The sequence below is a fragment of the Streptomyces sp. NPDC029216 genome, from assembly GCF_040648015.1.
In the GTDB taxonomy this organism is placed as follows: Bacteria; Actinomycetota; Actinomycetes; order Streptomycetales; family Streptomycetaceae; genus Streptomyces.
Genome location: NZ_JBEZWL010000125.1, coordinates 1 through 22140 on the forward strand (window position 1 = coordinate 1; position 22140 = coordinate 22140).

Consider the following 22140-nt stretch of genomic DNA (forward strand, 5'->3'; position numbering starts at 1 on the left):
CTCCGTATCCCGGAGGCCGCCGGGGCCCGGCGCGCGTGTGACCCTTCCCATATACCGTGAAAGCCGCGAACGCTGGCACATTGGACGGCATGACCGCACACACCGCCACCCTCACCGCCCGCGCCCGGCGCCTCGTCGCCACCGGCGGCCCCAAGGACTCCGCCTGGCTGGAGCACCTCCTCGGCTGGACCCTCGTGGTGGTCGTGGCCATGTTCGTCACCCAGGTCGGCTGGCTGTAGCGGTCAGGACGCCTCCAGCCGCAGCCCGTCGGTGACGATCACGTCCGAGGTGACCAGCGCCTGTTCGGCGCTGACCCGGGTCATGTAGACGAACGGCGGGATCTCCGGGGGAGCGGGCAGTCCGTCCGGACTGAACGTCACGCACACCAGCCCCTCGATGCACCCGCCACCGTCAGCGGGGAGAACGGCCGCCCCCGCCGCCACACCCGCAGCCGCGCCCGGGGTCCGGCCAGGGGAAGCACGTGGCCCCGTCGAGGCTGACGCCGACCCGCATGCCCTTCAGCCGGAAGTTGCCGCCGGTCGCCGACCAGGCGTGCGACCTCACCCCGGTCCCGACTGGAACGAGCACCCACGGCCGCTCGTCTGGACGAAGACAGCACCGGGCGGGCTGCCCGGACCCGCGCCGCGGATCGTCCTGCGCACGGAGCCACCGACGCTGCGGTCTCAGCGGACGCGGGCCGCGACTCCGTCGAGTACGCAGGCGAGACCGAAGTCGAACCGCTCCTCCGGGTCGGCGTCCTCGGCTTCGGTCACCCGGCGGGCGAATTGGGGGTATGTCCCGTCGGCGATGACTTCCCGGATGTAGGGGGCCACGCTCGCGCGCCACTGTTCCTCGGTCAGCCCGGTCCGCTGCTGCGCCTGGAGTTCGGCAAGTTCCGCGGTGACCGCGCCGAGGGTGTAGGCGAGGACCGTGTCGATGGTGTGGGCGGCGAGGGTGGCGTCCTGGGTGAGTGCGGCGGCGGCGGTGAGGGACGTCTCGAACTGGCGTAGGGAGTTTGGGCCGAGGGCGGGGCGGCCGAGGAGGTCGGATCCGAGCCAGGGGTGGCGCAGCACGAGTGCGCGCAGCCGTTTGGCGACGTTGGTCAGGTCGGTCCGCCAGTTGCCGGTCAGGGCTGGTGGTGCGGTCTCGCCCTGCACGGCGTCGATCATGAGGTCGAGGAGTTCGTCGCGGCTGGTGACGTATCGGTAGAGCGAGGCCGTGCCAGAGCCGAGTTCGGTGGCGATGCGGCGCATGGACAGTCCGGGGAGTCCCTCGGTGTCGGCGATGGCGATGGCTGTCGCCACGATCCGTTCCACGCTGGGGGCTTGGCGGCGCGGGGTGCGCCGTTCCCTGCTCCAGACCAGGGCTGCGGCTGGCTCCTCCGTCGAATCTGCCACGTGCACGGTCCTCCTTGCTCGGTTTCCTCGTTGCGAACAGCGTAGCACTATGGCTACGGTGTAATCACTTGCGAACAGCGTAGCCATAAGGAGACGTACCTCGTGTCAGAAGCCCGAATTCCCGTTCTCATCGCCGGTGGCGGCACCGTCGGCCTGTCCACCGCGCTGTTCCTGGCCCACCACGGCGTACAGGCCCTGGTCGCTGAGCGCCAGGACGGCCCGTCCCTTCACCCCCGCGCCACCGGAGTCGGCCAACGGACCGTCGAGTTCCTGCGCGAGGTCGGCATCGAGGAGGCCGTCAACGCCGTGGCCGTCGACATGTCCGGCGGCAGCCTCGGGAAGATCTCCGTCCACACCCTGGCCGGAGCCGACCTCCCCGCCCTGGCCGAAACCATGCAGGCCCAGCAGCCGCAGGGCGGCCGACCCGCCCGCGGAACCGGCACGGGCGCGCTTCGCGGAACCTGCCCCCAGGACCGCCTGGACTCCGTGCTGTTGGCGGCGGCCCGCGAACGCGGTGCGACCGTCTCCTACCGAAGCCGGCTGATGTCCTTCGAGCAGGACGCGGACGGAGTCACCGCGATCCTTGAGACCGCTGCCGGCCCGCACACCGTCCGGGCGGACTACCTGGTGGCCGCCGACGGCGTGCGCAGCGGCGTGCGGACCGCGCTCGACGTGGGCACCTCCGGCCCGGGCGACCTCGGCAACCCGATGGTGAACATCCTCTTCCGGGCCGACCTCGGCACGTACACACAAGGGCAGTCCTTCGTCACCTGCACCATCACCACCCCCGCCGCGCCCGGCATGCTGGTGACCGTCGACGCGGACAAGAGCTGGGTCTTCCACGCCGCATACGACCCGAACGCGGGCCAAACGGCGGCGGACTTCACCCCCGAACGCTGTCGCGAACTGATCCGCGCCGCGATCGGCGACCCCGCCCTCGACGTGCAGGTGCTCAGCGTCCTGCCGTGGAGGGTCCGCGGCCTGGTCGCCGACCGTTTCCAGAACGGCCGGGTGTTCCTGGCCGGCGACGCCGCGCACGCGGTCCCGCCGCTGGGCGCGTTCGGCATGAACACCGGTATCGCGGACGCCCACAACCTGGCCTGGAAACTCGCCGCCGTGCTCCGCGGCCAGGCCGGTCCCGCCCTGCTCGACAGCTACCAGGCCGAACGGCGGCCGGTCGCGGTGCTGACCCTCGAACAGGCCATGCTGCGGCTCACCGATCCCCGCCTGCACTGGGACACCAGCCCCCGGATGGCGCCCGCGCGCGCCGCGGCCGGTGTGCTGAACGCGCCGGTCGTGCAGGTGGGATACCGCTACGACTCCCACGCGGTGATCGACCCGCGGCCGGAACTGCCCTCCCACGAGGATGCCGACCTCAACCTGGACGGCACTCCCGGCTCCCGCGTGCCCCACGTCGTGGTGGAACGGCAGGGGTTCCGGCAGTCCACGCTCGATCTTGTCGCATCCCGCTTCACCCTGCTGACGGGTGCTGCGGGCGACAACTGGATCCAGGCGGCGCGGGAGGCGTCGGCGCGCCTCGGCGTGGAGGTCGCCGCTTACCGGATCGGGCCGGAGGCCGACGTGACCGACCCGGAGGGCCGATGGCCCCGGGCGGCCGGTCTCACCGAGGACGGCGCGCTCCTCGTGCGCCCCGACCAGTTCGTCGCCTGGCGCGCACCCGTCATGGGCGCCCACCCGGCCAACGACCTCACCCGGGCCCTGACCCGGCTGCTCGCCCGCGACCAAGGCGTCCGCCGGGGACCGGACGGGGCGCCTACGGCTGCGAGGCCCGGGCCGTGAGTCGGAGGCGGCCGACTAGGCGCGCCCATCGCCAAGGCCCACCTTCGCGGACTGGCAGATGTCGCTGAGGGTGGCCTCGCCGATCCCCAGGAGCGCGACCGGATGCCCCGTGCCGTCGGCGGAGCGGTCCGTGTGCACGTACGAGGCGGTCCCCTTGCTGCTCAGTTTCGACGAGGAGACCTGGAAACTCGTCCCCGATACGGCGAAGGACGCGGCGAGCGCGCCCTGGGCCATGACCACGGCCAGCGCCCCCGACCGCGGCGACCGCCGACGGCGCGACGGCCGCCGATTTCCTCCGGTCGACCCGGCCTTCGGCGGGTTTCCTGCCGTCCTTGCCCATGCTGTCCCTCCCGTACACTGCGGGAAATCCTGTGGCAGACAGTGCGAGGCTTCGAGGCTAGGGCCGGATTTGAATAATAGTCAGCAGCGCGGCAGTACCGGCCGATCGCAGGTCCGCAAGGCCGAACTCATAGCGATCGGGCGGAAGTTGTTCGCCGACACCTCGTACGACGCCCTCTCCATGGACGACATCGCCCAGCACGCCGGCGTCGCCAAGGGGCTCGTCTACTACTACTTCAAGAGCAAACGCGGCTACTACCTGGCCATCGTCGAGGACTCGGTCGCCCAGCTCGTCGCCCGCGCCACCGGGGAGCCCGAACTGCCGGGCGCCGAGCGGCTGCGCCGCACCGTCGACGGCTACCTCCACTACGCCGAGCACCACCACGCCGCCTACCGCACCATCGTCACCGGCGGGGTCGGCTCCGACGCCGAGGTGCTCGCGATACGCGACGCCGTCCGCGAGGAGCTCCTGGCCGCCATCGCCGAGGGCGCGTACGGCCGCCGCGCCCTTCCCCCGCTGGCCCGCCTCGCCCTCGTCGGCTGGCTCTCCGGGGTGGAGGGCGCCACCCTCGACTGGATCGGCTCCGCCCGCGCCGACGGCCGGCCCGACCGGGCCGCGCTCGCCGGGCTGCTCGTGCGCCAGCTGCGCGCGACGCTCACCGTGATCGAGGAACTCGTCCCCGAATGTCCCGCTCCTCCGGTCGCCCCCGAGGAGGCTTCGAGCGCCCCGGATGATCATGGCGATCCTGTACCGGTGACGTAAAGCGCCTGATCGGGCATACTCAAGCCGCCGCAGCCGCTGTTCGAGCCCTTCCGTGACCCGGGAGGGCAGCATCGGCTGTGTAAGCACCGAGATCCGGCGGCGCGTACCACACCTCACGCGTCGCCGCCGTGCCCGACGAGGGAGGAGAGCGCCGCCATGAACGACCGCGCCCCGCAGCCGGTGGACCGACAGCTGCCCACCGAGGAGTCCCGGGACCTCCTCGCGCTCGTACGCGAGATCGCCCAGCGGGAGGTCCGCCCCAAGGCCGCCGAGGAGGAGGAAGCCGGTCGCTTCCCCCGCGAGGTCTTCACCCTGCTCTCCGAGTCCGGGCTGCTCGGCCTCCCGTACGCCGGCGATTTCGGCGGCGGTGACCAGCCGTACGAGGTCTACCTCCAGGTCCTGGAGGAGCTCGCCGCCGCCCGCCTGACCGTCGGCCTCGGCGTCAGCGTGCACTCCCTGGCCTGCCACGGCCTCGCCGGGTACGGCACCAAGGAGCAGCGCGCCGCCCACCTGCCCGACATGCTCGGCGGCGGGCTGCTCGGCGCCTACTGCCTCTCCGAGCCGGCCTCCGGCTCGGACGCCGCCTCCCTCACCACCAAGGCGGTGCGCGACGGCGACGACTGGGTGATCACCGGTACCAAGGCCTGGATCACCCACGGCGGGGTCGCCGACTTCTACACCGTCCTCGCCCGCACCGGCGCCCCCGGCGCCAAGGGCATCACGGCCTTCCTCGTGCCCGGGGACGCGGAGGGCCTGACGGCCGCCGTCCCCGAGAAGAAGATGGGCATGAAGGGTTCGCCCACCGCCCAGCTCCACTTCGACGGCGTGCGCGTCCCCGACGCCCGGCGGATCGGCGAGGAGGGGCAGGGCTTCACCATCGCGCTCGCCGCCCTCGACGCGGGCCGGCTCGGGATCGCGGCCTGCGCCATCGGCGTCGCGCAGGCGGCCCTGGACGAGGCCGTCTCGTACGCGCTCGGCCGCAAGCAGTTCGGGCACCCGATCGCGGACTTCCAGGGCCTGCGCTTCATGCTGGCCGACATGGCCACCAAGATCGACGCGGGCCGGGCGCTCTACCTCGCTGCCGCGCGGCTGCGCGACGCGGGCAAGCCGTTCTCCCGGCAGGCGGCGATGGCCAAGCTGTTCTGCACCGACGCGGCGATGGCCGTCACCACCGACGCGGTCCAGATCCTCGGCGGCTACGGCTACACCGCGGACTTCCCGGTGGAGCGCCTGATGCGCGAGGCGAAGGTGCTCCAGATCGTCGAGGGCACCAACCAGATCCAGCGCATGGTCATCGCCCGCCACCTGGCCGGCCCCGAGACCCGCTGACGCCGCGGGGCTGCGCCGGCTCCGGCCCGGCGCGGCCCGGCGGGTCAGCCCCCGTACAGCGAGCCCGCCGGCCAGATCGGGGCGGAGGCGATCCGGGACCACTCCGGGTCGCGCCGGCCCGGCAGGGTCCGCCCGTCGGCGGCCCAGCGGGCGAGCAGGCCCGCGTAGATCGGCGGGTCGGGGTGCCCCCGGTAGCCCGGCGGACCCGGCCGGAGCTGCTCGTGCACGGTGTGCTGAGCGGTGTGCTGAACGGTCTGCTGAACCGATTCTTCGTAGCCCGGCGGAGTGGGGCGCCGCCTGCGCCCCACTCTCGGCGATGGCGTCTCAAGGGTGGTCATACCGGGCCAACGCGGGAGCCTGCGCGCGGGTAACCCCTCCCCGCCCGGGCCCATCCGTTCGAGCCTTCCCACGCGCGCGGCGGTGGCCGGGAGTGCCGGGCTGTCAGGGTGTGCCACAACTCTGGTCGCGAGCGCGATATCTGACGTACCGTCATATCCGCTCGGCCGCTGCCGCGCCGACACCCGCGCCCAGGAGGTTCGCCATGCCCGCCGACCGTCCCGTGCCCCTCGACGAGTACCCCGTCCACCAGGCCCCGCTGTCGATGAAGCACCTGGTCACCGGCGACCGCAACGCCTACGACCGCTGCATCTTCCACGTCTTCGACCACGCCGGCCGAGCCGTCCTCATCCTCGGCCTCGGCGTCTACCCCAACGCCGGCGTCATCGACGCGTACGCCACCCTGCGCCTCGGCGACGAACTCCTCGCCGTCCGCGCCTCCGACGCCCTCACCGACGACCGCATGAACCTCTCCGTCGGCCCGCTGTCGATCACCGTCGACGCCCCCCTCAAGCGGCTCACCCTGCGCTGCGATCCCGACCCGGCGGACCCGCACGGGCTCTCGTACGACGTCACCTGGACCGCCGAGTTCCCCGCCGTCTGGGAGCCCCACCACATCCAGCGGCGCGGCGACCGCCTGATGCTGGAGGGCCGCCGCTTCGTCCAGGCGGGCAACGTCACCGGCACCGTCCGGGCCCGCGGCGAGGAGTTCACCCTGACCCCGGGGGAGTGGACCGGCACCCGCGACCGCAGCTGGGGCGTGCGCCCCATACCCGGCGAGGACGGCGGCCGCGCCGCCGAGGAACACCGCCCCGAGGGCTTCCACTGGCTCTGGATCCCCGTCCGCTTCGAGGACCGCTTCCTCATGGTCATCGCCCAGGAGGACGCCGACGGCCACCGCACCCTGAACGAGGCGGTCCAGGTCTTCCCCGAGGAAGCCGGCCGCCACGACGTCCAGCTCGGCTGGCCCCACACCGAGATCCGCTACCGCCCCGGGACCCGGCACCCCGAACGGGCCGTCGTCCACCTCACCGACCCCTCCCGCAAACCCCTCGAACTCGGCGTGGAGATCCTCGCCTCCTCCCCGCTCGCCGTCGGCGCCGGCTACCCGCCCGCCGCCGACTGGCAGCACGGCAGCTGGCAGGGCCGCGGCTGGACCGACCGCCGCGCCTACGACCTCTCCGACCCCGCCGCCCACCCCGTGGCCGCCTTCGGGGTCACCGACCACGCGGCCCGCTTCACCCTCGACGGCCGCACCGGCTTCGGGATCTTCGAACACGGCAGCTTCGGCCGCCACGACCCCAGCGGCTTCACCGACTACGCCTCCGTAGCCCCCTGACCCGTCCCGCGAGAGGAGTTCCAGACATGGCCACGGCACCACGCCCCCGCACCTCCACCCGCGAACCCGAGGAGCTCGGCCGCCGCCTCGCCGCCTGGCTCGACCGGCGGCTCCCCGGCGCGAAGGTCACCGGCACCTCCGTCCCCGGCTCCAACGGCATGTCCAGCGAGACCCTGCTCTTCGACATCGAGCACCCCGACGCCCCCGTCCGCGCCTGCGCCCTGCGCCTCGCCGCCGACCCGGCCGCCTACACCGTCTTCCCCGCCTACGACATGCCCCGCCAGCACCGCGTCATGGCCCTGGTCGGCGAGCACACCGACCTCCCCGTCCCGCGCGTGCTCTGGCTGGAGGAGGACCCCGCCCCGCTGGGCGCGCCCTTCTTCGTGATGGCCCGCGCCGAGGGCCGCGTACCGCCCGACGTCATGCCGTACACCTACGAGGGCAACTGGCTGCACTCCGCCACCGACGCCGAACGCGCCGGGCTCCAGGAGGAGAGCATCTCCCTCCTCGCCCGCCTCCACGACGGGTTCCCGGCGAAGGAGGCCGAGTTCCTCCTCCCTCCGGGCCAGGGCAGCCCGCTGCGCCGCCACGTCGACGCGCAGCGCGCCTACTACGCGTGGGTGGTGTCCGGCCTGGCCCGCTCGCCCCTCCTGGAGCGCGCCTTCGACCGGCTGGAGGAGCTCTGGCCGGCCGACGAGGGCGACCCCGTCCTCAACTGGGGCGACGCCCGCATCGGCAACGTCGTCTACGACGGCTTCCGGCCGGCGGCGGTCCTCGACTGGGAGATGGCCGCCTACGCCCCGCGCGAGGTCGACCTCGGCTGGATGGTCTACCTGCACCGCTTCTTCCAGGACCTGACCGTGGGCTTCGGCCAGCCCGGCCTGCCGGACTTCCTGCGCCGCGAGGACCTGGAACGCAGGTACGCCGAACTCACCGGGCACACCCCGCGGCACATGGAGTTCCACACCCTCTACGCCGCCCTGCGGCACGGCATCGTGATGCTGCGCATCGCCTACCGGCAGGCGTACTTCGGGGAGGTCGAGGTCCCGGCGGACCCGGACGGGCTGATCCTGCACCATGCCGGCCTGGCCGCCATGGTGCAGGGGACCTACTGGTAGGCGGAGGTCAGGCGGCCTGCGCGTGCTGGCGCTTCTGCGGCAGCGGGGCGGCCGCCGGCTGCACGGGCCGCGAGCCCGGACCGCCGACGTGCGAGAACGGCTGCGTCCGCCAGTCGAGGCCCTTCGGCAGCGTGAGGTGCACGACGGCCTCCAGCTCGCCCTGCTCCGAGGGGAGCAGGCCCACGGTCGGCAGCGCGTCGGCGACGGGCCGGCCCGTACCCGCGCACACCGTGAGCCCGAACGGGTTCCACGGGGTCAGGCACAGTGCGTGCTCCGGGAGCTGCTCCTCGTCCGCGACGAGGGCGATCGACTGCCCGCAGTCGGGGCAGATCGCGTGGTGGATCTCGAAACCCTCGGCGTCGGCGGGTTCGAGGTAGTCGTCGTCCTCCGCGTACGCGGAGGCGAGCGGTTCCAGGGGCTCCGGTTCGGTGCGACCGGCGCGCTTGGTGTTCAGCATGGATGTACTCCCCCTTGGGTGGGCCGGGCGGGCAATGTTCTTCGGCCACGGCCACCCCAAGCACTTCCCGCCACGCGGCACGAGTAACCACGAGAGCGGGATGTACGCCCGTACACGTCTGTGGCTTTCGTCACATGCCCGCCGCAGGTGCCACTTCTGCGTGGACACCGCTGTGCCTGGAACGGTCCTGGGCCTTAGGTTGAGCGGCTATGAGCGCAATGGAGGAGCTGGACCGCCAGATCGTGGATCTGCTCGTGCGGGACGGGCGGATGAGCTACACGGACCTGGGCAAGGCCACCGGACTGTCCACGTCGGCGGTCCACCAGCGAGTACGCCGCCTGGAGCAGCGCGGCGTGATCCGCGGCTATGCGGCCGTGGTCGACCCCGAGGCCGTCGGGCTCCCGCTCACGGCCTTCATCTCGGTCAAACCGTTCGACCCGAGCGCGCCGGACGACATCGCGGACCGGCTGGCGGGCGTGCCCGAGATCGAGGCCTGCCACAGCGTCGCGGGCGACGAGAACTACATCCTCAAGGTCCGCGTGGCCACCCCCCTGGAACTGGAGGACCTGCTGGGCCGCCTCCGCGCCCTGGCCCACGTCTCCACCCGCACCACAGTGGTCCTCTCCACCCCCTACGAGGCCCGCCCACCGCGCGTCTAGCCACACTCCAGCCCCGCCTGCGAAGCCCACCCGCCGCAGCAGCGAGACTGGTGACCATGACTGACGGCACCGCCCCCACCTCCCCCCGCACCGTCCTCCTCCGCGGAGGCGAGGTGCACAGCCCCGCCGACCCCTTCGCCACAGCGATGGTGGTGGAGCGGGGCCACATCGCCTGGGTCGGCTCCGAAGGCGCCGCCGACGCCTTCGCGCAGGGCGTGGACGAGGTCGTCGACCTCGGCGGGGCGCTCGTCACCCCCGCCTTCACCGACGCCCACGTCCACGCCACCTCCACCGGCCTCGCCCTCACCGGCCTCGACCTCACCACCGCCCGCTCCCTCGCCGAGGCCCTGGACCTCGTCCGGGCGTACGCCGCGCGCCGCCCCGCCGACCGGGTGCTCCTCGGGCACGGCTGGGACGCCGCCCGCTGGCCCGAGCGCCGCGCCCCGCGCCGCTCCGAGCTCGACGAGGCCGCCGGGGGCCGCCCGCTCTACCTCAGCCGCATCGACGTCCACTCCGCGGTCGTCACCACGGCACTCCTCGACCTGGTCCCCGGCGTCCACCCGCACGGCGACGGCGAACCCCTCACCAAGGACGACCACCACGCCGTCCGCCGCGCCGCCCTGGCCGCCCTCACCCCGGCCCAGCGCGCCGAGGCCCAGCGGGCCGCCCTGGACCGGGCGGCCTCCCTCGGCATCGGCTCCCTGCACGAGTGCGGCGGCCCCGACATCTCCTCCGCCGAGGACTTCACGGGCCTGCTGGCCCTGGCCGCCGAACACCCCGGACCGCGCGTCCACGGCTACTGGGCCGACCGCGACCTCGGCCTGGCGCGCGAACTCGGCGCGGTCGGCGCCGCCGGCGACCTCTTCGTGGACGGAGCCCTCGGCTCGCACACCGCCTGCCTGCACGCCCCCTACGCCGACGCCGCGCACACCGGCACCGGCTACCTGGACGCCGCCGAGGTCGCCGCGCACGTGGCCGCCTGCACCGAGGCGGGCCTGCAGGCCGGGTTCCACGCCATCGGCGACGCCGCCGTCACCGCCGTGGTCGAGGGCGTCCGCACGGCCGCCGGGAAGGTGGGCCTGGACCGGATCCGCGCCGCCCGCCACCGCGTCGAGCACGCCGAGATGATGACCCCGGAGACCATCGCCGCCTTCGCGGAGCTCGGCCTGACCGCCTCCGTGCAGCCGGCCTTCGACGCCGCCTGGGGCGGCGAGGACGGCATGTACGCCGACCGGCTCGGCGCCGAGCGCGCCCGCACCCTCAACCCGTACGCGGCCATGCTCAAGGCCGGCGTCCCGCTGGCCTTCGGCTCCGACGCGCCCGTGACCCCCCTCGACCCGTGGGGCACCGTCCGCGCCGCCGCCTTCCACCGCACCCCCGAGCACCGGATCTCGGTACGGGCCGCCTTCGCCGCCCACACCCGGGGCGGCTGGCGGGCGCTGGGCCGCGACGACGCGGGCATCCTGGTGCCCGGCGCCCCCGCCGACTATGCCGTCTGGCAGACCGGTGCGCTGGTGGTCCAGGCGCCGGACGACCGGGTCGCCCGCTGGTCCACCGACCCCCGCTCCGGCACCCCCGGCCTGCCCGACCTCAGCCCGGGCGGGGAGCTGCCCGTGTGCCTGCGGACGGTCGTGGGCGGCCGGGAGGTATTCGTACGGCCACAGGGGTGATCCACCCCGCATCGGCTCGGCCCGGGCGGCCCTGCCCGGATAGGTTCGCCCGGGTCCACCGGCAGGACGCCGGACCGGCGGGAACCGTCCGCCCAGCGCACCCGGGCCTCGGGCGCGAGGGAAGGATCCACCGGGGCGGCGGTGGCACCGGATCGGGCCCGGCGGTCCAGTAGACAACGGTCACGGCGGCCCGCAGCCAGCGGGCCCCGGTCCGGCCCGAAGGACCGCCGGGCCCCGATCGCTGTTCTAAAATCATCCTGCTGTGACGGGCTGGACGAAGCCGGGCCGGACGGGCCCGACTCGACGAAAGACACTCAAGGGGAACCGGTGAGCAACGGCGGACAGCGGACCTTCGGGCCGCTCGGCACCACGCTGGTGATCATTCCGACCTACAACGAGGCGGAGAACATCGGCAGGATCGTGGGCCGGGTCCGCGCGGCGGTCCCCGAGGCGCACGTCCTGGTCGCGGACGACAACAGCCCCGACGGCACCGGCAAGCTCGCCGACGAGCTGGCGGCCGAGGACGACCACGTCCACGTCATGCACCGCAAGGGCAAGGAGGGCCTCGGCGCCGCCTACCTGGCGGGCTTCGCCTGGGGTCTGGAGCACGGCTACGGGGTCCTCGTCGAGATGGACGCCGACGGCTCCCACCAGCCGGAGGAGCTGCCCCGCCTGCTCACCGCGCTGGCCGGCGCCGACCTCGTCCTCGGCTCCCGCTGGGTGCCGGGCGGCCGGGTCGTCAACTGGCCCAAGAGCCGCGAGTTCCTCTCCCGCGGCGGCTCCACCTACTCCCGGCTGATGCTGGACGTCCCGATCCGCGACGTCACCGGCGGCTACCGCGCCTTCCGCCGCGAGACCCTGGAGGGGCTCGGTCTCGACGAGGTCGCCTCGGCCGGCTACTGCTTCCAGGTGGACCTCGCCCGCCGGGCCGTCCGCAAGGGCTTCCGCGTGGTGGAGGTGCCCATCACCTTCGTGGAGCGCGAGCTCGGCGACAGCAAGATGAGCAAGGACATCGTGGTCGAGGCCCTGTGGCGGGTCACCCAGTGGGGCCTGGCGGAGCGCGTCTCCCGGCTCAAGGGCAAGCGCTCCTCCTGAGCCCGTCCCTTAGGGGGCGCCCGGTACCCCCGGCTGAGGCCGCTTTTACCCCGGCCCGGGCACACTGGGTGGTATGACGACCGGCACTGGTTCTTTGAGGACCGGCACTTCCACGGCCCCACGGCGGCGTTCGCCCGCCCGTACGTTCCTCCCCCTGGCGGTAGCCGCCTGGCTGATCCTGGAGATCTGGCTGCTCGGCCTGGTCGCCAGGGCGGCCGGCGGGTTCACCGTGGCCGCGCTGCTCGCGGCCGGGCTGGTCCTGGGCGTGGTGGTCATCAAGCGCGCCGGGCGGCGGGCCTTCAAGAACCTGACGCGGACCTTCCAGCAGGCCCAGGAGCAGGCGATGGCCGGCGGACCCCCGGTGGACCCCCGGCCCGCCGGGGGCTCCGGCAACGGCACGACCATGCTGGCCGGGCTGCTGCTCATCCTGCCCGGGCTGCTCTCCGACGTGATCGGCCTGCTCCTGCTGCTGCCCCCGGTGCGCGCCTTCGCCGCCCGCCGGGTCGGGCGCACGCTGGAGCGGAAGATGACCGCCGGCGCCCCGGGCGGCCTCGGCGACGCCTACACGCAGGCCCGTATCCACTTCCCGGACGGCAAGGTGGTCCAGGGCGAGGTGATCCGCGAGGACGGTTCCCCGGCCGGAGGGCCCGGCCCGGACACCGGACACCGCCCGCCGCTGGCTCCGTAGGCGGCTCCGGGAACGGGACGGGAAACGAGACGGCAAACGAGACGAGGGAAACGAGACAAGCCGAGGGGCCCCGCCACATCAGTGGCGGGGCCCCTCGGCTTGTGCTCAGCGCCCGCGGATCAGGCGGACTTGCGGCTGTCCCGCGGATGCACGGCGATGTTCATGGCGCCGGAACGAAGGACGGCCAGCCGTTCGGCCAGCACCTCCTCCAGCTCCTCGCGGGTGCGTCGCTCCATGAGCATGTCCCAGTGCGTTCGCGCAGGCTTGCCCTTCTTCTCTTCGGGCCCGTCCCCGTCCACCAGAAGTGCCATGGCGCCGCACGCCTTGCACTCCCACTCCGGCGGAATCTCTGCCTCAACCGAGAACGGCATCTCAAATCGATGTCCGTTCTGGCATGCGTACTCCACCGCCTGGCGCGGGGCCAGATCGATGCCGCGGTCCGTCTCGTAGCTGGTAACCACGAGCCGCGTACCGCGGAGAGCTCGCTCACTCATGAATCGTGCCTCCCGGGCTTGTCGCCCACAGGACAGGTGTCGCTGTCGTCGTCATCCGGTCAACGTCCGGTCGGCGGTATAGATTCCCGCTCCGGGTCATGCGTCGCCCGTCGTGCCGCCCCTTGTTGTACCCACCAATGCCCGTTTTGTCACATCTGGCAGCAGATGTCACCCAACGTCTCTACTCAGTGAACGCGCAGTAACGGTCCGCCTGGCAGGCCAAAGGCGTACACTACCGGCCGATCGCCATAACGTCGAAATCCGTTCGGTAGTCGTTCACGCGTCCGGTCCGGATCCGGGTTCAGACCCGCACCGGAACAGGATTCCCCGCCGCCTCCACCGCGCGCCGCACCGGCACTCGCGCGAGCAGTACGAAACCCAGTGCGAAGAACACCACCAGCGAGATGATCGCGTCCCGGTAGCTCCCCGTGAGCTGGTACGTCAGGCCGAAGACCAGCGGTCCCACCCAGCTGACGCCGCGGTCGCTCATCTCGTACGCGGAGAAGTATTCGGCCTCCTTGCCCGCCGGCACCAGGTGCGAGAACAGCGAGCGGGACAGCGCCTGGCTGCCGCCCAGCACGAGCCCGATCATCGATGCCAGTATGAAGAACGCCACAGGCGCGCCGGCCGGCAGGAAGAACCCCGCCGCCAGTGTGAGCGTCCACGCCACCAGCGAGCCCAGGATGGTCCTCTTCGCGCCGAACGAGCGGGCCAGCCGGCCCATCGCCACCGCGCCCACCACCGCCAGGACCTGCACCAGCAGGACCGCGGTGATCAACGTCGACTCCTCCAGCTTCAGCTCCGCCTTGCCGTAGACCGAGGCCTGGGAGATCACGGTCTGGATGCCGTCGTTGTAGACCAGGTAGGCCAGCAGGAAGGACAGCGTGAGCGGGTGCCGGCGCATGTCCTTGAGCGTGGCGACCAGCTGCTTCCAGCCGGAGCCCGCCGGAGCGTGCGCGGCGGCGTCCCGGGCCACCGCCCGGTCCCGCAGCCGGCGCAGCGGGATGATCGCGAAGGCGCCCCACCACAGGCCGGCCGAGGCCAGGCAGATCCGCACCGCCGCGTCCTTGGAGACGCCGAAGGAGTCGTGCGACTGGAACAGGGCCAGGTTGAGGATCAGGACGAAGGCCCCGGCGGTGTAGCCGAACGCCCAGCCGCGCGAGGAGACCGTGTCCCGCTCGTCCGGCTCCGCGATCTGGGGCAGGTAGGAGTTGTAGAGCACCATCGAGACCGCCATGGAGGCATTGGCGACGATCAGCAGCAGACCGCCCAGCAGGTAGCGGTCGCCGCCCAGGAAGAACATCGCCGTGGTCGCCGCCGCGCCCGTGTACGCCGCCGCCGCGAGCAGCGGTTTCTTGCGGCCGGTACGGTCCGCCGCGGCGCCCACCAGGGGCATCGCCAGCACCGCGACGATCACCGAGATCGAGACGGCGTACGGGAAGAAGGACCCGGACCGGACCGGGATGCCCAGCGGGTGGACGTAGCCCCGGGCGTCCTCGGCCGCCTCGGCCATCGACTGCAGGTACGGGCCGATGAACACCGTCAGCACGGTCGAGGAGTAGACCGAGCAGGCGAAATCGTAGAAGTACCAGCCGCGCTGCTCGCGCAGTCGTTCGGCCGCGCTCGGCGGCCGTTCCGCGGGCGCCGGGCCCGTACTCGTGTCCGTGGTCTCCGCACTCACCGCGGTGCCCCCTCGTTCCCGTCCGGCACGGGAGGGCGTTACCGGCGGTCCTGGCAGGTCAGGCCCAGGCTCCGCGCCGGTCCAGCACCGTGCGCAAGATATCGATCCGGTCGGTCATGATGCCATCCACGCCCAGGTCGAGGAGAGCCTCCATACGTTGCGGTTCGTTCACGGTCCACACGTGGACCTGCAGACCCCGCTCATGGGCGGTCTTCACGAACCGCCGGTCGACCACCCGGATGCCCGCCTGGACCTCCGGCACCTGCGCCGCCACCGCGCCCACCCGCAACGCCGCCGGGATCGCCCACGAGCGCAGCCGCAGCCCCAGCACCCCCCGCACCCCGTACGAGGTCGCCAGCCGGGGCCCGGCGATCTTCTGGGCCCGGGCCACCCGGCTCTCCGAGAAGGAGCCCACGCACACCCGGTCCCACACGCCGGCCCGGGCGATCAGGTTCACCAGCGGGTGCAGGGCCGACTCGTCCTTCACGTCCACGTTCCAGCGGGCCTCCGGGAACTCCTCCAGCAGCTCCTCGAACAGCGGCAGCGGCTCGCTGCCCGCCACCCGCGCCTCGCGCACCCGGCTCCACGGCAGCTCCCGGATCCGGCCCGTCGCGTCGGTCACCCGGTCCAGGGTGGAGTCGTGGAAGGCCACCAGCTTCCCGTCGGCCGTCGCGTGCACATCGGTCTCGAAGTACCGGTAGCCCGCGTCGGCCGCCCGGCGGAAGGCGGCGGCGGTGTTCTCCAGCCCGTCCGCCGCCCCGCCCCGGTGGGCGAAGGGGATCGGAGCCGGGTGGTTCAGATAGGGATGGCGAAGGCGTACGTGGGTCACGGCCGCAGTATGCCCCCTGGGTCCCGTGGGACGGGAGCGGCCACATGGACGGCCGGTGAACGCGGCGCCCCGCCATCGAGGCCGCTCGGGCCGGGCTGCACCCACCTGGCCCGACTGGACCGCACCATGACACCCTGGGGGCCGCAGAACCAATCCAATCCCGGCCCCGGCCCCCGCCCGCCGAGGCCAATCCGACGAAGGTGGACCGGACGCCATGGCTCAGTGGACCTCAGCGGTCGGCACCGCGCAGCTCGCCCGGCTGATCACCTCGCAGCAGGAACGGCCCGCCGTACCCGGCGCCCGCAAGGCGCCCGCGTACCGCACCCTCGCCGACGGCATCCGGCTGCTCGTCCTGGAGGGGCGCGTCCCCGTCGCGGCCCGGCTGCCCGCCGAGCGGGAGCTGGCCGTCGCCCTCTCCCTCAGCCGCACCACCGTCGCGGCCGCCTACGAGGCCCTGCGCGGGGAGGGCTTCCTGGAATCCCGCCGGGGCGCCGGCAGCTGGACCTCCGTACCGGCCGGGAACCCCATCCCGGCCCGCGGCCTGGAACCGCTCCCGCCCGAGTCCCTCGGCTCCATGATCGACCTGGGCTGCGCCGCCCTCCCGGCCCCCGAACCCTGGCTGACCAAGGCCGTCCAGGGCGCCCTGGAGGAGCTCCCGCCGTACGCGCACACCCACGGCGACTACCCGGCCGGCCTGCCCGCGCTGCGCCAGATGCTCGCCGACCGCTACACCGAGCGCGGCATCCCGACGATGCCCGAGCAGATCATGGTCACCACCGGGGCCATGGGCGCCATCGACGCCATCTGCAGCCTCTTCGCCGGGCGCGGCGAGCGCATCGCCGTCGAATCCCCCTCCTACGCCAACATCCTCCAGCTGATGCGCGCCGCCGGGGTCCGTCTGGTGCCCGTCGCGATGGGCCCCGCGCTGAGCGGCTGGGACATGGACGTCTGGCGGCAGGTGCTGCGCGACTCCGCCCCCCGCCTCGCCTACGTCGTCGCCGACTTCCACAACCCGACCGGCGCCCTGGCCTCCGACGAGCAGCGCCGGGCGATGGTCGAGGCCGCGCGCTCCGCCGGCACCGTCCTGATCGCCGACGAGACCATGGCCGAGCTCCGGCTGGACCCCGAGCCGGCCATGCCGCGCCCGGTCTGCTCCTTCGACCCGGCCGGCTCCACGGTGGTCACCGTCGGCTCCGCCAGCAAGGCCTTCTGGGCGGGCATGCGGATCGGCTGGGTCAGGGCCGCCCCCGACGTCATCCGCAGCCTGGTCGCGGCCCGCGCCTACGCCGACCTCGGCACCCCGGTGCTGGAGCAGCTCGCGGTGAACTGGCTGATGCGGACCGGGGGCTGGGAGGAGGCCGTCGGGATGCGCCGCGCCCAGGCCCGGGAGAACCGGGACGCGCTGGTCGCGGCGGTGCGCCGGGAGCTGCCGGACTGGGAGTTCGACGTACCGGCCGGCGGGCTCACCCTGTGGGCCAGGGCGGGCGGGCTGTCCGGTTCGCGGCTCGCGGAGGTGGGGGAGCGGGTCGGCGTGCGCGTCCCCTCGGGGCCGCGGTTCGGCGTGGACGGGGCCTTCGAGGGCTACGTCCGGCTGCCCTTCACGGTGGGCGGGCCGGTGGCCGAGGAGGCCGCGGCGCGCCTGGCGGCGGCGGCCCGCCTGGTCGGCACGGGGGCGGCGGGCGGCGCGGAGCCGCCGCGCACGTTCGTGGCCTGATCCCGCACTGATCCCGCTCCGCGGGAGACGGCCTACGGCGCGTCGGCCGGGACCTCCGGGACCTCCTCGGCGTCCAGGGCGCCGGCCTGCGCCGGGGGCTGGCCCTTGAGGAGCCCCGGGGAGGCCGCCGCGCCCTCGCCGCCGCCCGGGCCCGCCGCCTGCCGCTCGGGCAGCAGCTCCAGTACGGCGTGGCGGTGCGCGGGGTGCGTGGAGTCGTCGTACGGGTCCGGGGTGGCGGGCACCTGGAGCCGGTGGACCGGCCCGGTGCCGAGCCGGGCGTAGCCGCGGCCGGGCGGGAGCTGCGGGGCCGGGGTGGTGTGCGGGGGCACCCCGAGGACGTCGGTGAGCTGCTGGACGGGGGCGGGCCCGAGGACGACCCGGGCCCGGGTGTGCTGCCAGACGGCGTCGCCGATCAGCTCCAGGTGGTCGAAGTGCTCGGCCACGACCACCGTGACGTGCGCGGCGCGGCCGTGCCGCAGCGGTACCTGGAGCTGGGCGAGGGGGTCCGGGCGGCCCTCGGCGGTGGCGAGGTGGGCGAGCACGCTGGGCTGGTCCAGCAGGATCCACAGCGGCCGCCGGGTGTCCTCGGGCGCGGGCCGGCCGGCCTCGCGGGCCCGGTGCGTGGCGATCAGCCGCCGCTCGGTCTCGTGCGCGGCCCACTCGACGGTGGCCAGGGCCCCGGTCGGCCCGCACTCGACCGCGAGTACGCCCGCGCGTCCCGCCAGGCAGGCGTACTCGTTGCTGCCGCCGCCCTCGACGATCATCACGTCCCCGCCCTGCCGCAGGGCCTGGAGGGCGAGCGAGCGGAGCAGGGTGGTGGTGCCGCCGCCGGGCTGGCCCACGGCCAGCAGGTGCGGCTCGGTGGAGCCGGGGCCGGTCCGCCAGATGACGGGCGGCAGGTCGCGGGGCTCGTCGCCCTCCAGGACCGGCAGCGTGCGCCGGACCGTGCCGGGGTCGGTGAAGCCGAGGACGCTCTCGCCGGGCGAGGTGACGAACGGCTGGGCGGCGATCCCGGTGGGCAGCGGCTCCAGGACGCTCAGGTCGAGCTGGTTTGCCTCCTCGTCCCAGACGAAGAGGTACTCCCGGCCGCGCCCGGACTTGGCGTGCAGCAGGGACTCGATCCGGGCCCGCGAGGCCGCCTCCCCGTCGGTGAAGTACGCCGGGTAGCGGATCCGGAGCCGGGTGACGCGGCCCTCCGCGTCGAACGCGTAGCCGCTGAAGGCGTCGTCGAAGGCGGCGCCGTGGGCGAAGAGCGGGTTCGGGTCCTCCGGGGCGGAGAAGTACGGCACGAGGGCCTCGTACAGCGAGCGCAGCCGCTCGGTCTCGGCGTCGCTGGGGCCGGTCTTCACCGGGTTGCGGTCGCGCCCGTGCCAGCCCGCCGCCGCCATGAGCGTGATCAGCGCGGTGACGGGGCCGTAGGGGACGAGCGCGACGACGAGCACGCAGGCCGCCCCCAGGAACAGCGCGGGACCCCGCTTGTCCTTGGGGGTCGCGGCCCACTTGCGGCGGCCGGCCGAGGCCAGGACGCGCAGGCCCCGCCCGATGACCAGCAGCGGATGGAGGACGTCCGTGGCGTTGTCGGCCGCCGTCCGGGCGAGGTCGCGGCCCCGGGCGAGCGAGGTGCTGCCACTGGTGAGGATGCTGGGGAGTGGGCGCCGGGCCACGGTCGTCTCCTGGGGGGTGGGGCGGGCTAGAGCTTGATGCCGCCGAGCAGGCTCGCGAGGCTCGCCGTGCTCGCGGTGATGCTGGGGGCGATGGCGGAGCCGGCGAGGAAGAAGCCGAAGAGGGAGCAGACGACGGCGTGCGTCAGCTTCATCCCGTCCTTCTTGAAGAACAGGAAGCAGATGATGCCGAGCAGTACGACGCCTGAGATCGACAGGACCATGGGAGTTCTCCTGGGAGCGGAACGGTCGGGTAGGTCACCATCAGTTGTTCCAGGCTCACAGGAAGTATCAATGCGACAAAAGGTGCATACGGGTGAATCTTCGGGTTTTTCACTTGACCGGCCCCTCCCGGCTGGCGCGTCGGCCCCGCGGGGTGTCGGGCGCCCCGGCCACGCACATCCTTGCCTCGGCCTGGCCCCGTCATGTCCCGGACCGGGCGCTACCCTGGCGATTCACCCGTACGGACGCAGCGCCGCGCACCCCCCTGCCCGCCCGGCCTGGGCAGACTCCTGCCGGAGGCGACCGGCGCGCGACGGCGGGCCGATACGACTTGAGAAGAGCGAAAGGCGGTACGACCGATGAGCAGCGAGCACCAGGACGCGCCCGACGAGGACGTCATCGAACTGGCCACCAAGATCTTCGACCTCGCCCGTCAGGGTGAGACGGAGGCGCTGGCCGCCTACCTCGACGCCGGGGTCCCCGCCAACCTCACCAACGACCGCGGCGACACCCTCGTCATGCTCGCCGCCTACCACGGCCACGCCGACGCCGTCACCGCCCTCCTGGCCCGCGGCGCCGAGGCCGACCGCGCCAACGACCGCGGCCAGACCCCGCTCGCCGGCGCCGTCTTCAAGGGTGAGGAGGCCGTCATCCGCGCGCTGCTCGCCGGCGGCGCCGACCCCCGCGCCGGAACCCCCTCCGCCGTGGACACGGCCCGCATGTTCAACAAGGCCGACCTGCTGGAACTCTTCGGAGCCGAGTAGTCCGCTTTTTTGCCCGCCCGGCCGGGCCCGGGACGGCTCCGCGACCTCACGGCTTGGTCACGACGCCTTTAAATGTGGTCGCGGCGCACAAACCGCCTGGGTCATCATGGCGTCGGATTCGATTCGCGGACATGACGGACGGGCAGGAGCGGGCTGGACACGACGGGTGTCCACACCCAGCCCCTGCCGCACCGGCCGCCGTGGTCACGAAGCATCGACGAGAGTGAGAAGGCAATGGTCTACATCGAGCGGAACATGACGGCGAACGTCCTCACATGCTGTTACGCGGCCCTGTGAATCCCGATTCCCGGTTGCGTCCCCAGCTTGATTTGAGGCCATTCCCATGTTCGAACCAGTCATAGCGCCGAGCGGCACCCTGCTCGGCCTCCTCCAGCGGGGCCGCGGCGACGGCACGCTGCACGCCCTCGCGGCGCCCAGGAGCGAGGCCCTCGCCGCCCTCGACCAGTGCGTGACCCGAGACCCGCGGCAGGACTGGCAGGTCGAGAACCGGTCGCTGTACTACGCACGCCTGTACCTCGACCTCGACGGCCCCCTCGGCGAGATCGAGGCCCACCTCTTCGGCGTCGACGACCTCCTCGACGAGGAGGACCACCGCACCGGCCTCGCCCTGTCCGTCCTCGGACACCTGGCCTCCTACGGCCGCGACGACGCGCTCATGCTGCTGCGCCGCTACGCCGCCTCCGGCGCCAACTGGGCCTGGGCCCTCGACGAGCTCGCCCTGCGCGACGACGACGAGGGGCTGCGCTCCCTCGCCACCCCCGTCCTCGACCGGTTCCCGGCCACCGCCGAAGGGGAGGCGCGGCTGGCCGCCGCCGTCCGCGACGCCTACGAGCCCCGGCCGTGGCACTTGTGGGAGGAGCTCCCGCAGTACGGGCAACGCCTGCGCGCCGCCCGCCAGCAGGGCTCCTTCGACCGCTGGCAGCGCCAGCTCAGCCCCAGCGGCCCCCGGCCCGGCTGGGGGGTCCAGGCCGTCTTCGACTGGGCCGCCGACGGGCTGCGCCGCGGCACCCCGCTGCACGTGCCCGCCGCACGCTGTCTCGCCGCCGTGGCCGCGCCGGAGGACCGCCCCGAGATCCTCGCGGCCGCCGCCGGCGCCCAGGGCGAGGCCGCCCGGGCCACCGCCCTGCACCACCTGGTCCTCGCCGAGCCGGAGAACCCGGCCGTCCTGGACCTCATCGAAGCCGCCGGGGACGAGGCCGCCGTGGCCGCCTACGAGCGCATGTGCGGCCCCGCCGCCCTCGAACGGGCCCGCCTCTGGGTCCACCGCCCCGACGCCCTCGGAGCGGCCGCCGCGGCCCTCCTGGCGGCCCGCGGCGGCGCCGACGACACCGGCCTGGTGCTCGGCGCCCTCCGCAACACCGTCCGCGGCTCCGGGCCGGACTCCGTCCGCCTCTTCACCCTGGTGGACGGCGCGGGCCGGCTCTCCATCGGCTGCGCCGCCCCGGTGCTGCGCCACATCTACCGCGAGACGGCCTCCTCCCACCTGCGCGGCCGCGCCGCCCGCGCCCTGGCCAGCACGGACCCCACCTTCGCGGCGGGCTTCGCGGTCGAATGCCTTTGGGACTGCGAGGAGACCACCCGCGAGGTTGCGGCCCGCCACGCCGAAACCGCCGACGCCCGCGTCACCCCGCGGCTGCGCCGCCTGGCGATGGACCCGGCGGAGGAGGAAGACGTCCAGTCGGCCGTCCGCAGCCGCATAGCCCCCGAGTCGGCGGTGTAACCCCCCGGACCCCGGGGGCTCCGCCCGGCCGCGGCCGGGCGGAG

At 73.6% G+C, this 22140-nt stretch carries 23 protein-coding genes and 1 pseudogene; 13 read left to right on the forward strand and 11 right to left on the reverse strand.

Translation table 11 applies throughout. The features are described from left to right. Positions 1-89: 89 nt before the first annotated feature. Positions 90-239, forward strand: coding sequence for an SCO1431 family membrane protein (locus AB0F18_RS30840; protein WP_362066572.1), 150 nt, complete (start codon positions 90-92; stop codon positions 237-239). A gap of 3 nt (positions 240-242) precedes the next feature. Here the strand turns inward: AB0F18_RS30840 and AB0F18_RS30845 are convergent, their stop codons facing one another. From AB0F18_RS30845 to AB0F18_RS30855, 3 genes and pseudogenes are all read right to left on the reverse strand, one after another. Next, positions 243-380 (reverse strand): hypothetical protein, encoded by a 138-nt coding sequence (locus AB0F18_RS30845; protein ID WP_362066574.1) that lies wholly within the window; start codon positions 378-380, stop codon positions 243-245. A 94-nt stretch (positions 381-474) separates the two neighbouring features. Beyond that, positions 475-567 (reverse strand): annotated as a pseudogene (locus AB0F18_RS30850) (cholesterol esterase); the annotation flags it as partial. Between the two features lie 116 nt (positions 568-683). After that, positions 684-1397: a TetR/AcrR family transcriptional regulator gene (locus tag AB0F18_RS30855; protein ID WP_362066576.1), complete on the reverse strand. Its 714-nt coding sequence runs from the start codon at positions 1395-1397 to the stop codon at positions 684-686. A 102-nt stretch (positions 1398-1499) separates the two neighbouring features. Here AB0F18_RS30855 and AB0F18_RS30860 point away from each other — a divergent pair, with 102 nt between their 5' ends. Then, positions 1500-3197, forward strand: a complete 1698-nt coding sequence (locus AB0F18_RS30860) for an FAD-dependent monooxygenase (RefSeq protein ID WP_362066578.1) — start codon at positions 1500-1502, stop codon at positions 3195-3197. 15 nt (positions 3198-3212) lie between these two features. Here AB0F18_RS30860 and AB0F18_RS30865 read toward each other — a convergent pair whose 3' ends face one another. Further along, positions 3213-3431, reverse strand: coding sequence for a DUF6230 family protein (locus tag AB0F18_RS30865; RefSeq protein WP_362066611.1), 219 nt, complete (start codon positions 3429-3431; stop codon positions 3213-3215). Positions 3432-3606: 175 nt separating this feature from the next. Here AB0F18_RS30865 and AB0F18_RS30870 point away from each other — a divergent pair, with 175 nt between their 5' ends. Together AB0F18_RS30870 and AB0F18_RS30875 are read left to right on the forward strand one after the other, a co-directional pair. Continuing rightward, positions 3607-4299 carry a TetR/AcrR family transcriptional regulator gene (locus AB0F18_RS30870; protein WP_362066580.1) on the forward strand — a complete coding sequence of 231 codons (693 nt, stop codon included), beginning with the start codon at positions 3607-3609 and terminating at the stop codon, positions 4297-4299. Positions 4300-4455: 156 nt separating this feature from the next. Further along, positions 4456-5628, forward strand: a complete 1173-nt coding sequence (locus tag AB0F18_RS30875) for an acyl-CoA dehydrogenase family protein (RefSeq protein ID WP_362066582.1) — start codon at positions 4456-4458, stop codon at positions 5626-5628. A gap of 44 nt (positions 5629-5672) precedes the next feature. On the opposite strand, the gene AB0F18_RS30880 is transcribed toward AB0F18_RS30875, so the two are convergent. Further along, a complete protein-coding gene (locus tag AB0F18_RS30880) occupies positions 5673-5855 on the reverse strand; it encodes a hypothetical protein (protein ID WP_362066584.1) in 183 nt (60 codons plus the stop codon). Between the two features lie 314 nt (positions 5856-6169). Here AB0F18_RS30880 and AB0F18_RS30885 point away from each other — a divergent pair, with 314 nt between their 5' ends. Continuing rightward, positions 6170-7303 (forward strand): hypothetical protein, encoded by a 1134-nt coding sequence (locus AB0F18_RS30885; protein ID WP_362066586.1) that lies wholly within the window; start codon positions 6170-6172, stop codon positions 7301-7303. Positions 7304-7329: 26 nt separating this feature from the next. Further along, positions 7330-8421, forward strand: a complete 1092-nt coding sequence (locus AB0F18_RS30890) for a phosphotransferase family protein (RefSeq protein WP_362066587.1) — start codon at positions 7330-7332, stop codon at positions 8419-8421. 7 nt (positions 8422-8428) lie between these two features. Here AB0F18_RS30890 and AB0F18_RS30895 read toward each other — a convergent pair whose 3' ends face one another. Next, complete coding sequence (locus AB0F18_RS30895; protein WP_362066589.1) at positions 8429-8878, reverse strand: hypothetical protein; 450 nt, start codon at positions 8876-8878, stop codon at positions 8429-8431. Positions 8879-9096: 218 nt separating this feature from the next. Between AB0F18_RS30895 and AB0F18_RS30900 the strand changes: the two genes are divergently transcribed. The 4 genes from AB0F18_RS30900 (at position 9097) to fxsA (ending at position 12990) form a co-directional block, all read left to right on the forward strand. Beyond that, complete coding sequence (locus AB0F18_RS30900; protein WP_030011705.1) at positions 9097-9537, forward strand: Lrp/AsnC family transcriptional regulator; 441 nt, start codon at positions 9097-9099, stop codon at positions 9535-9537. Between the two features lie 56 nt (positions 9538-9593). Further along, entirely contained in the window at positions 9594-11207 is a 1614-nt protein-coding gene (locus AB0F18_RS30905) for an amidohydrolase (RefSeq protein ID WP_362066591.1), read from the forward strand. Between the two features lie 327 nt (positions 11208-11534). Further along, the gene (locus AB0F18_RS30910; RefSeq protein WP_362066593.1) at positions 11535-12302 is read left to right on the forward strand and encodes a polyprenol monophosphomannose synthase; all 768 of its coding nucleotides are present in this window, start codon (positions 11535-11537) and stop codon (positions 12300-12302) included. A 73-nt stretch (positions 12303-12375) separates the two neighbouring features. After that, the gene (gene fxsA, locus AB0F18_RS30915; RefSeq protein ID WP_362066595.1) at positions 12376-12990 is read left to right on the forward strand and encodes an FxsA family membrane protein; all 615 of its coding nucleotides are present in this window, start codon (positions 12376-12378) and stop codon (positions 12988-12990) included. Between the two features lie 119 nt (positions 12991-13109). Here the strand turns inward: fxsA and AB0F18_RS30920 are convergent, their stop codons facing one another. The 3 genes from AB0F18_RS30920 to AB0F18_RS30930 all read right to left on the reverse strand — a co-directional run bounded on the left by AB0F18_RS30920 (position 13110) and on the right by AB0F18_RS30930 (position 15994). Further along, on the reverse strand, positions 13110-13484 hold the full coding sequence (locus AB0F18_RS30920) for an RNA polymerase-binding protein RbpA (protein WP_007262928.1): 375 nt from the start codon (positions 13482-13484) through the stop codon (positions 13110-13112). Positions 13485-13785: 301 nt separating this feature from the next. Beyond that, the gene (locus AB0F18_RS30925) at positions 13786-15165 is read right to left on the reverse strand and encodes an MFS transporter (protein WP_362066597.1); all 1380 of its coding nucleotides are present in this window, start codon (positions 15163-15165) and stop codon (positions 13786-13788) included. A 58-nt stretch (positions 15166-15223) separates the two neighbouring features. Beyond that, a complete protein-coding gene (locus AB0F18_RS30930; RefSeq protein WP_362066599.1) occupies positions 15224-15994 on the reverse strand; it encodes a glycerophosphodiester phosphodiesterase family protein in 771 nt (256 codons plus the stop codon). A gap of 214 nt (positions 15995-16208) precedes the next feature. Here AB0F18_RS30930 and AB0F18_RS30935 point away from each other — a divergent pair, with 214 nt between their 5' ends. Continuing rightward, entirely contained in the window at positions 16209-17708 is a 1500-nt protein-coding gene (locus AB0F18_RS30935) for a PLP-dependent aminotransferase family protein (protein ID WP_362066601.1), read from the forward strand. Positions 17709-17740: 32 nt separating this feature from the next. On the opposite strand, the gene AB0F18_RS30940 is transcribed toward AB0F18_RS30935, so the two are convergent. Both AB0F18_RS30940 and AB0F18_RS30945 read right to left on the reverse strand, forming a co-directional pair. Next, on the reverse strand, positions 17741-19372 hold the full coding sequence (locus AB0F18_RS30940; RefSeq protein WP_362066603.1) for a hypothetical protein: 1632 nt from the start codon (positions 19370-19372) through the stop codon (positions 17741-17743). A 26-nt stretch (positions 19373-19398) separates the two neighbouring features. Continuing rightward, positions 19399-19593 (reverse strand): hypothetical protein, encoded by a 195-nt coding sequence (locus tag AB0F18_RS30945; RefSeq protein WP_362066605.1) that lies wholly within the window; start codon positions 19591-19593, stop codon positions 19399-19401. 357 nt (positions 19594-19950) lie between these two features. Here AB0F18_RS30945 and AB0F18_RS30950 point away from each other — a divergent pair, with 357 nt between their 5' ends. Together AB0F18_RS30950 and AB0F18_RS30955 are read left to right on the forward strand one after the other, a co-directional pair. Then, positions 19951-20355 (forward strand): ankyrin repeat domain-containing protein, encoded by a 405-nt coding sequence (locus AB0F18_RS30950; protein ID WP_362066607.1) that lies wholly within the window; start codon positions 19951-19953, stop codon positions 20353-20355. A gap of 343 nt (positions 20356-20698) precedes the next feature. Continuing rightward, positions 20699-22096, forward strand: a complete 1398-nt coding sequence (locus AB0F18_RS30955) for a HEAT repeat domain-containing protein (protein ID WP_362066609.1) — start codon at positions 20699-20701, stop codon at positions 22094-22096. The last annotated feature ends 44 nt before the right edge of the window (positions 22097-22140 follow it).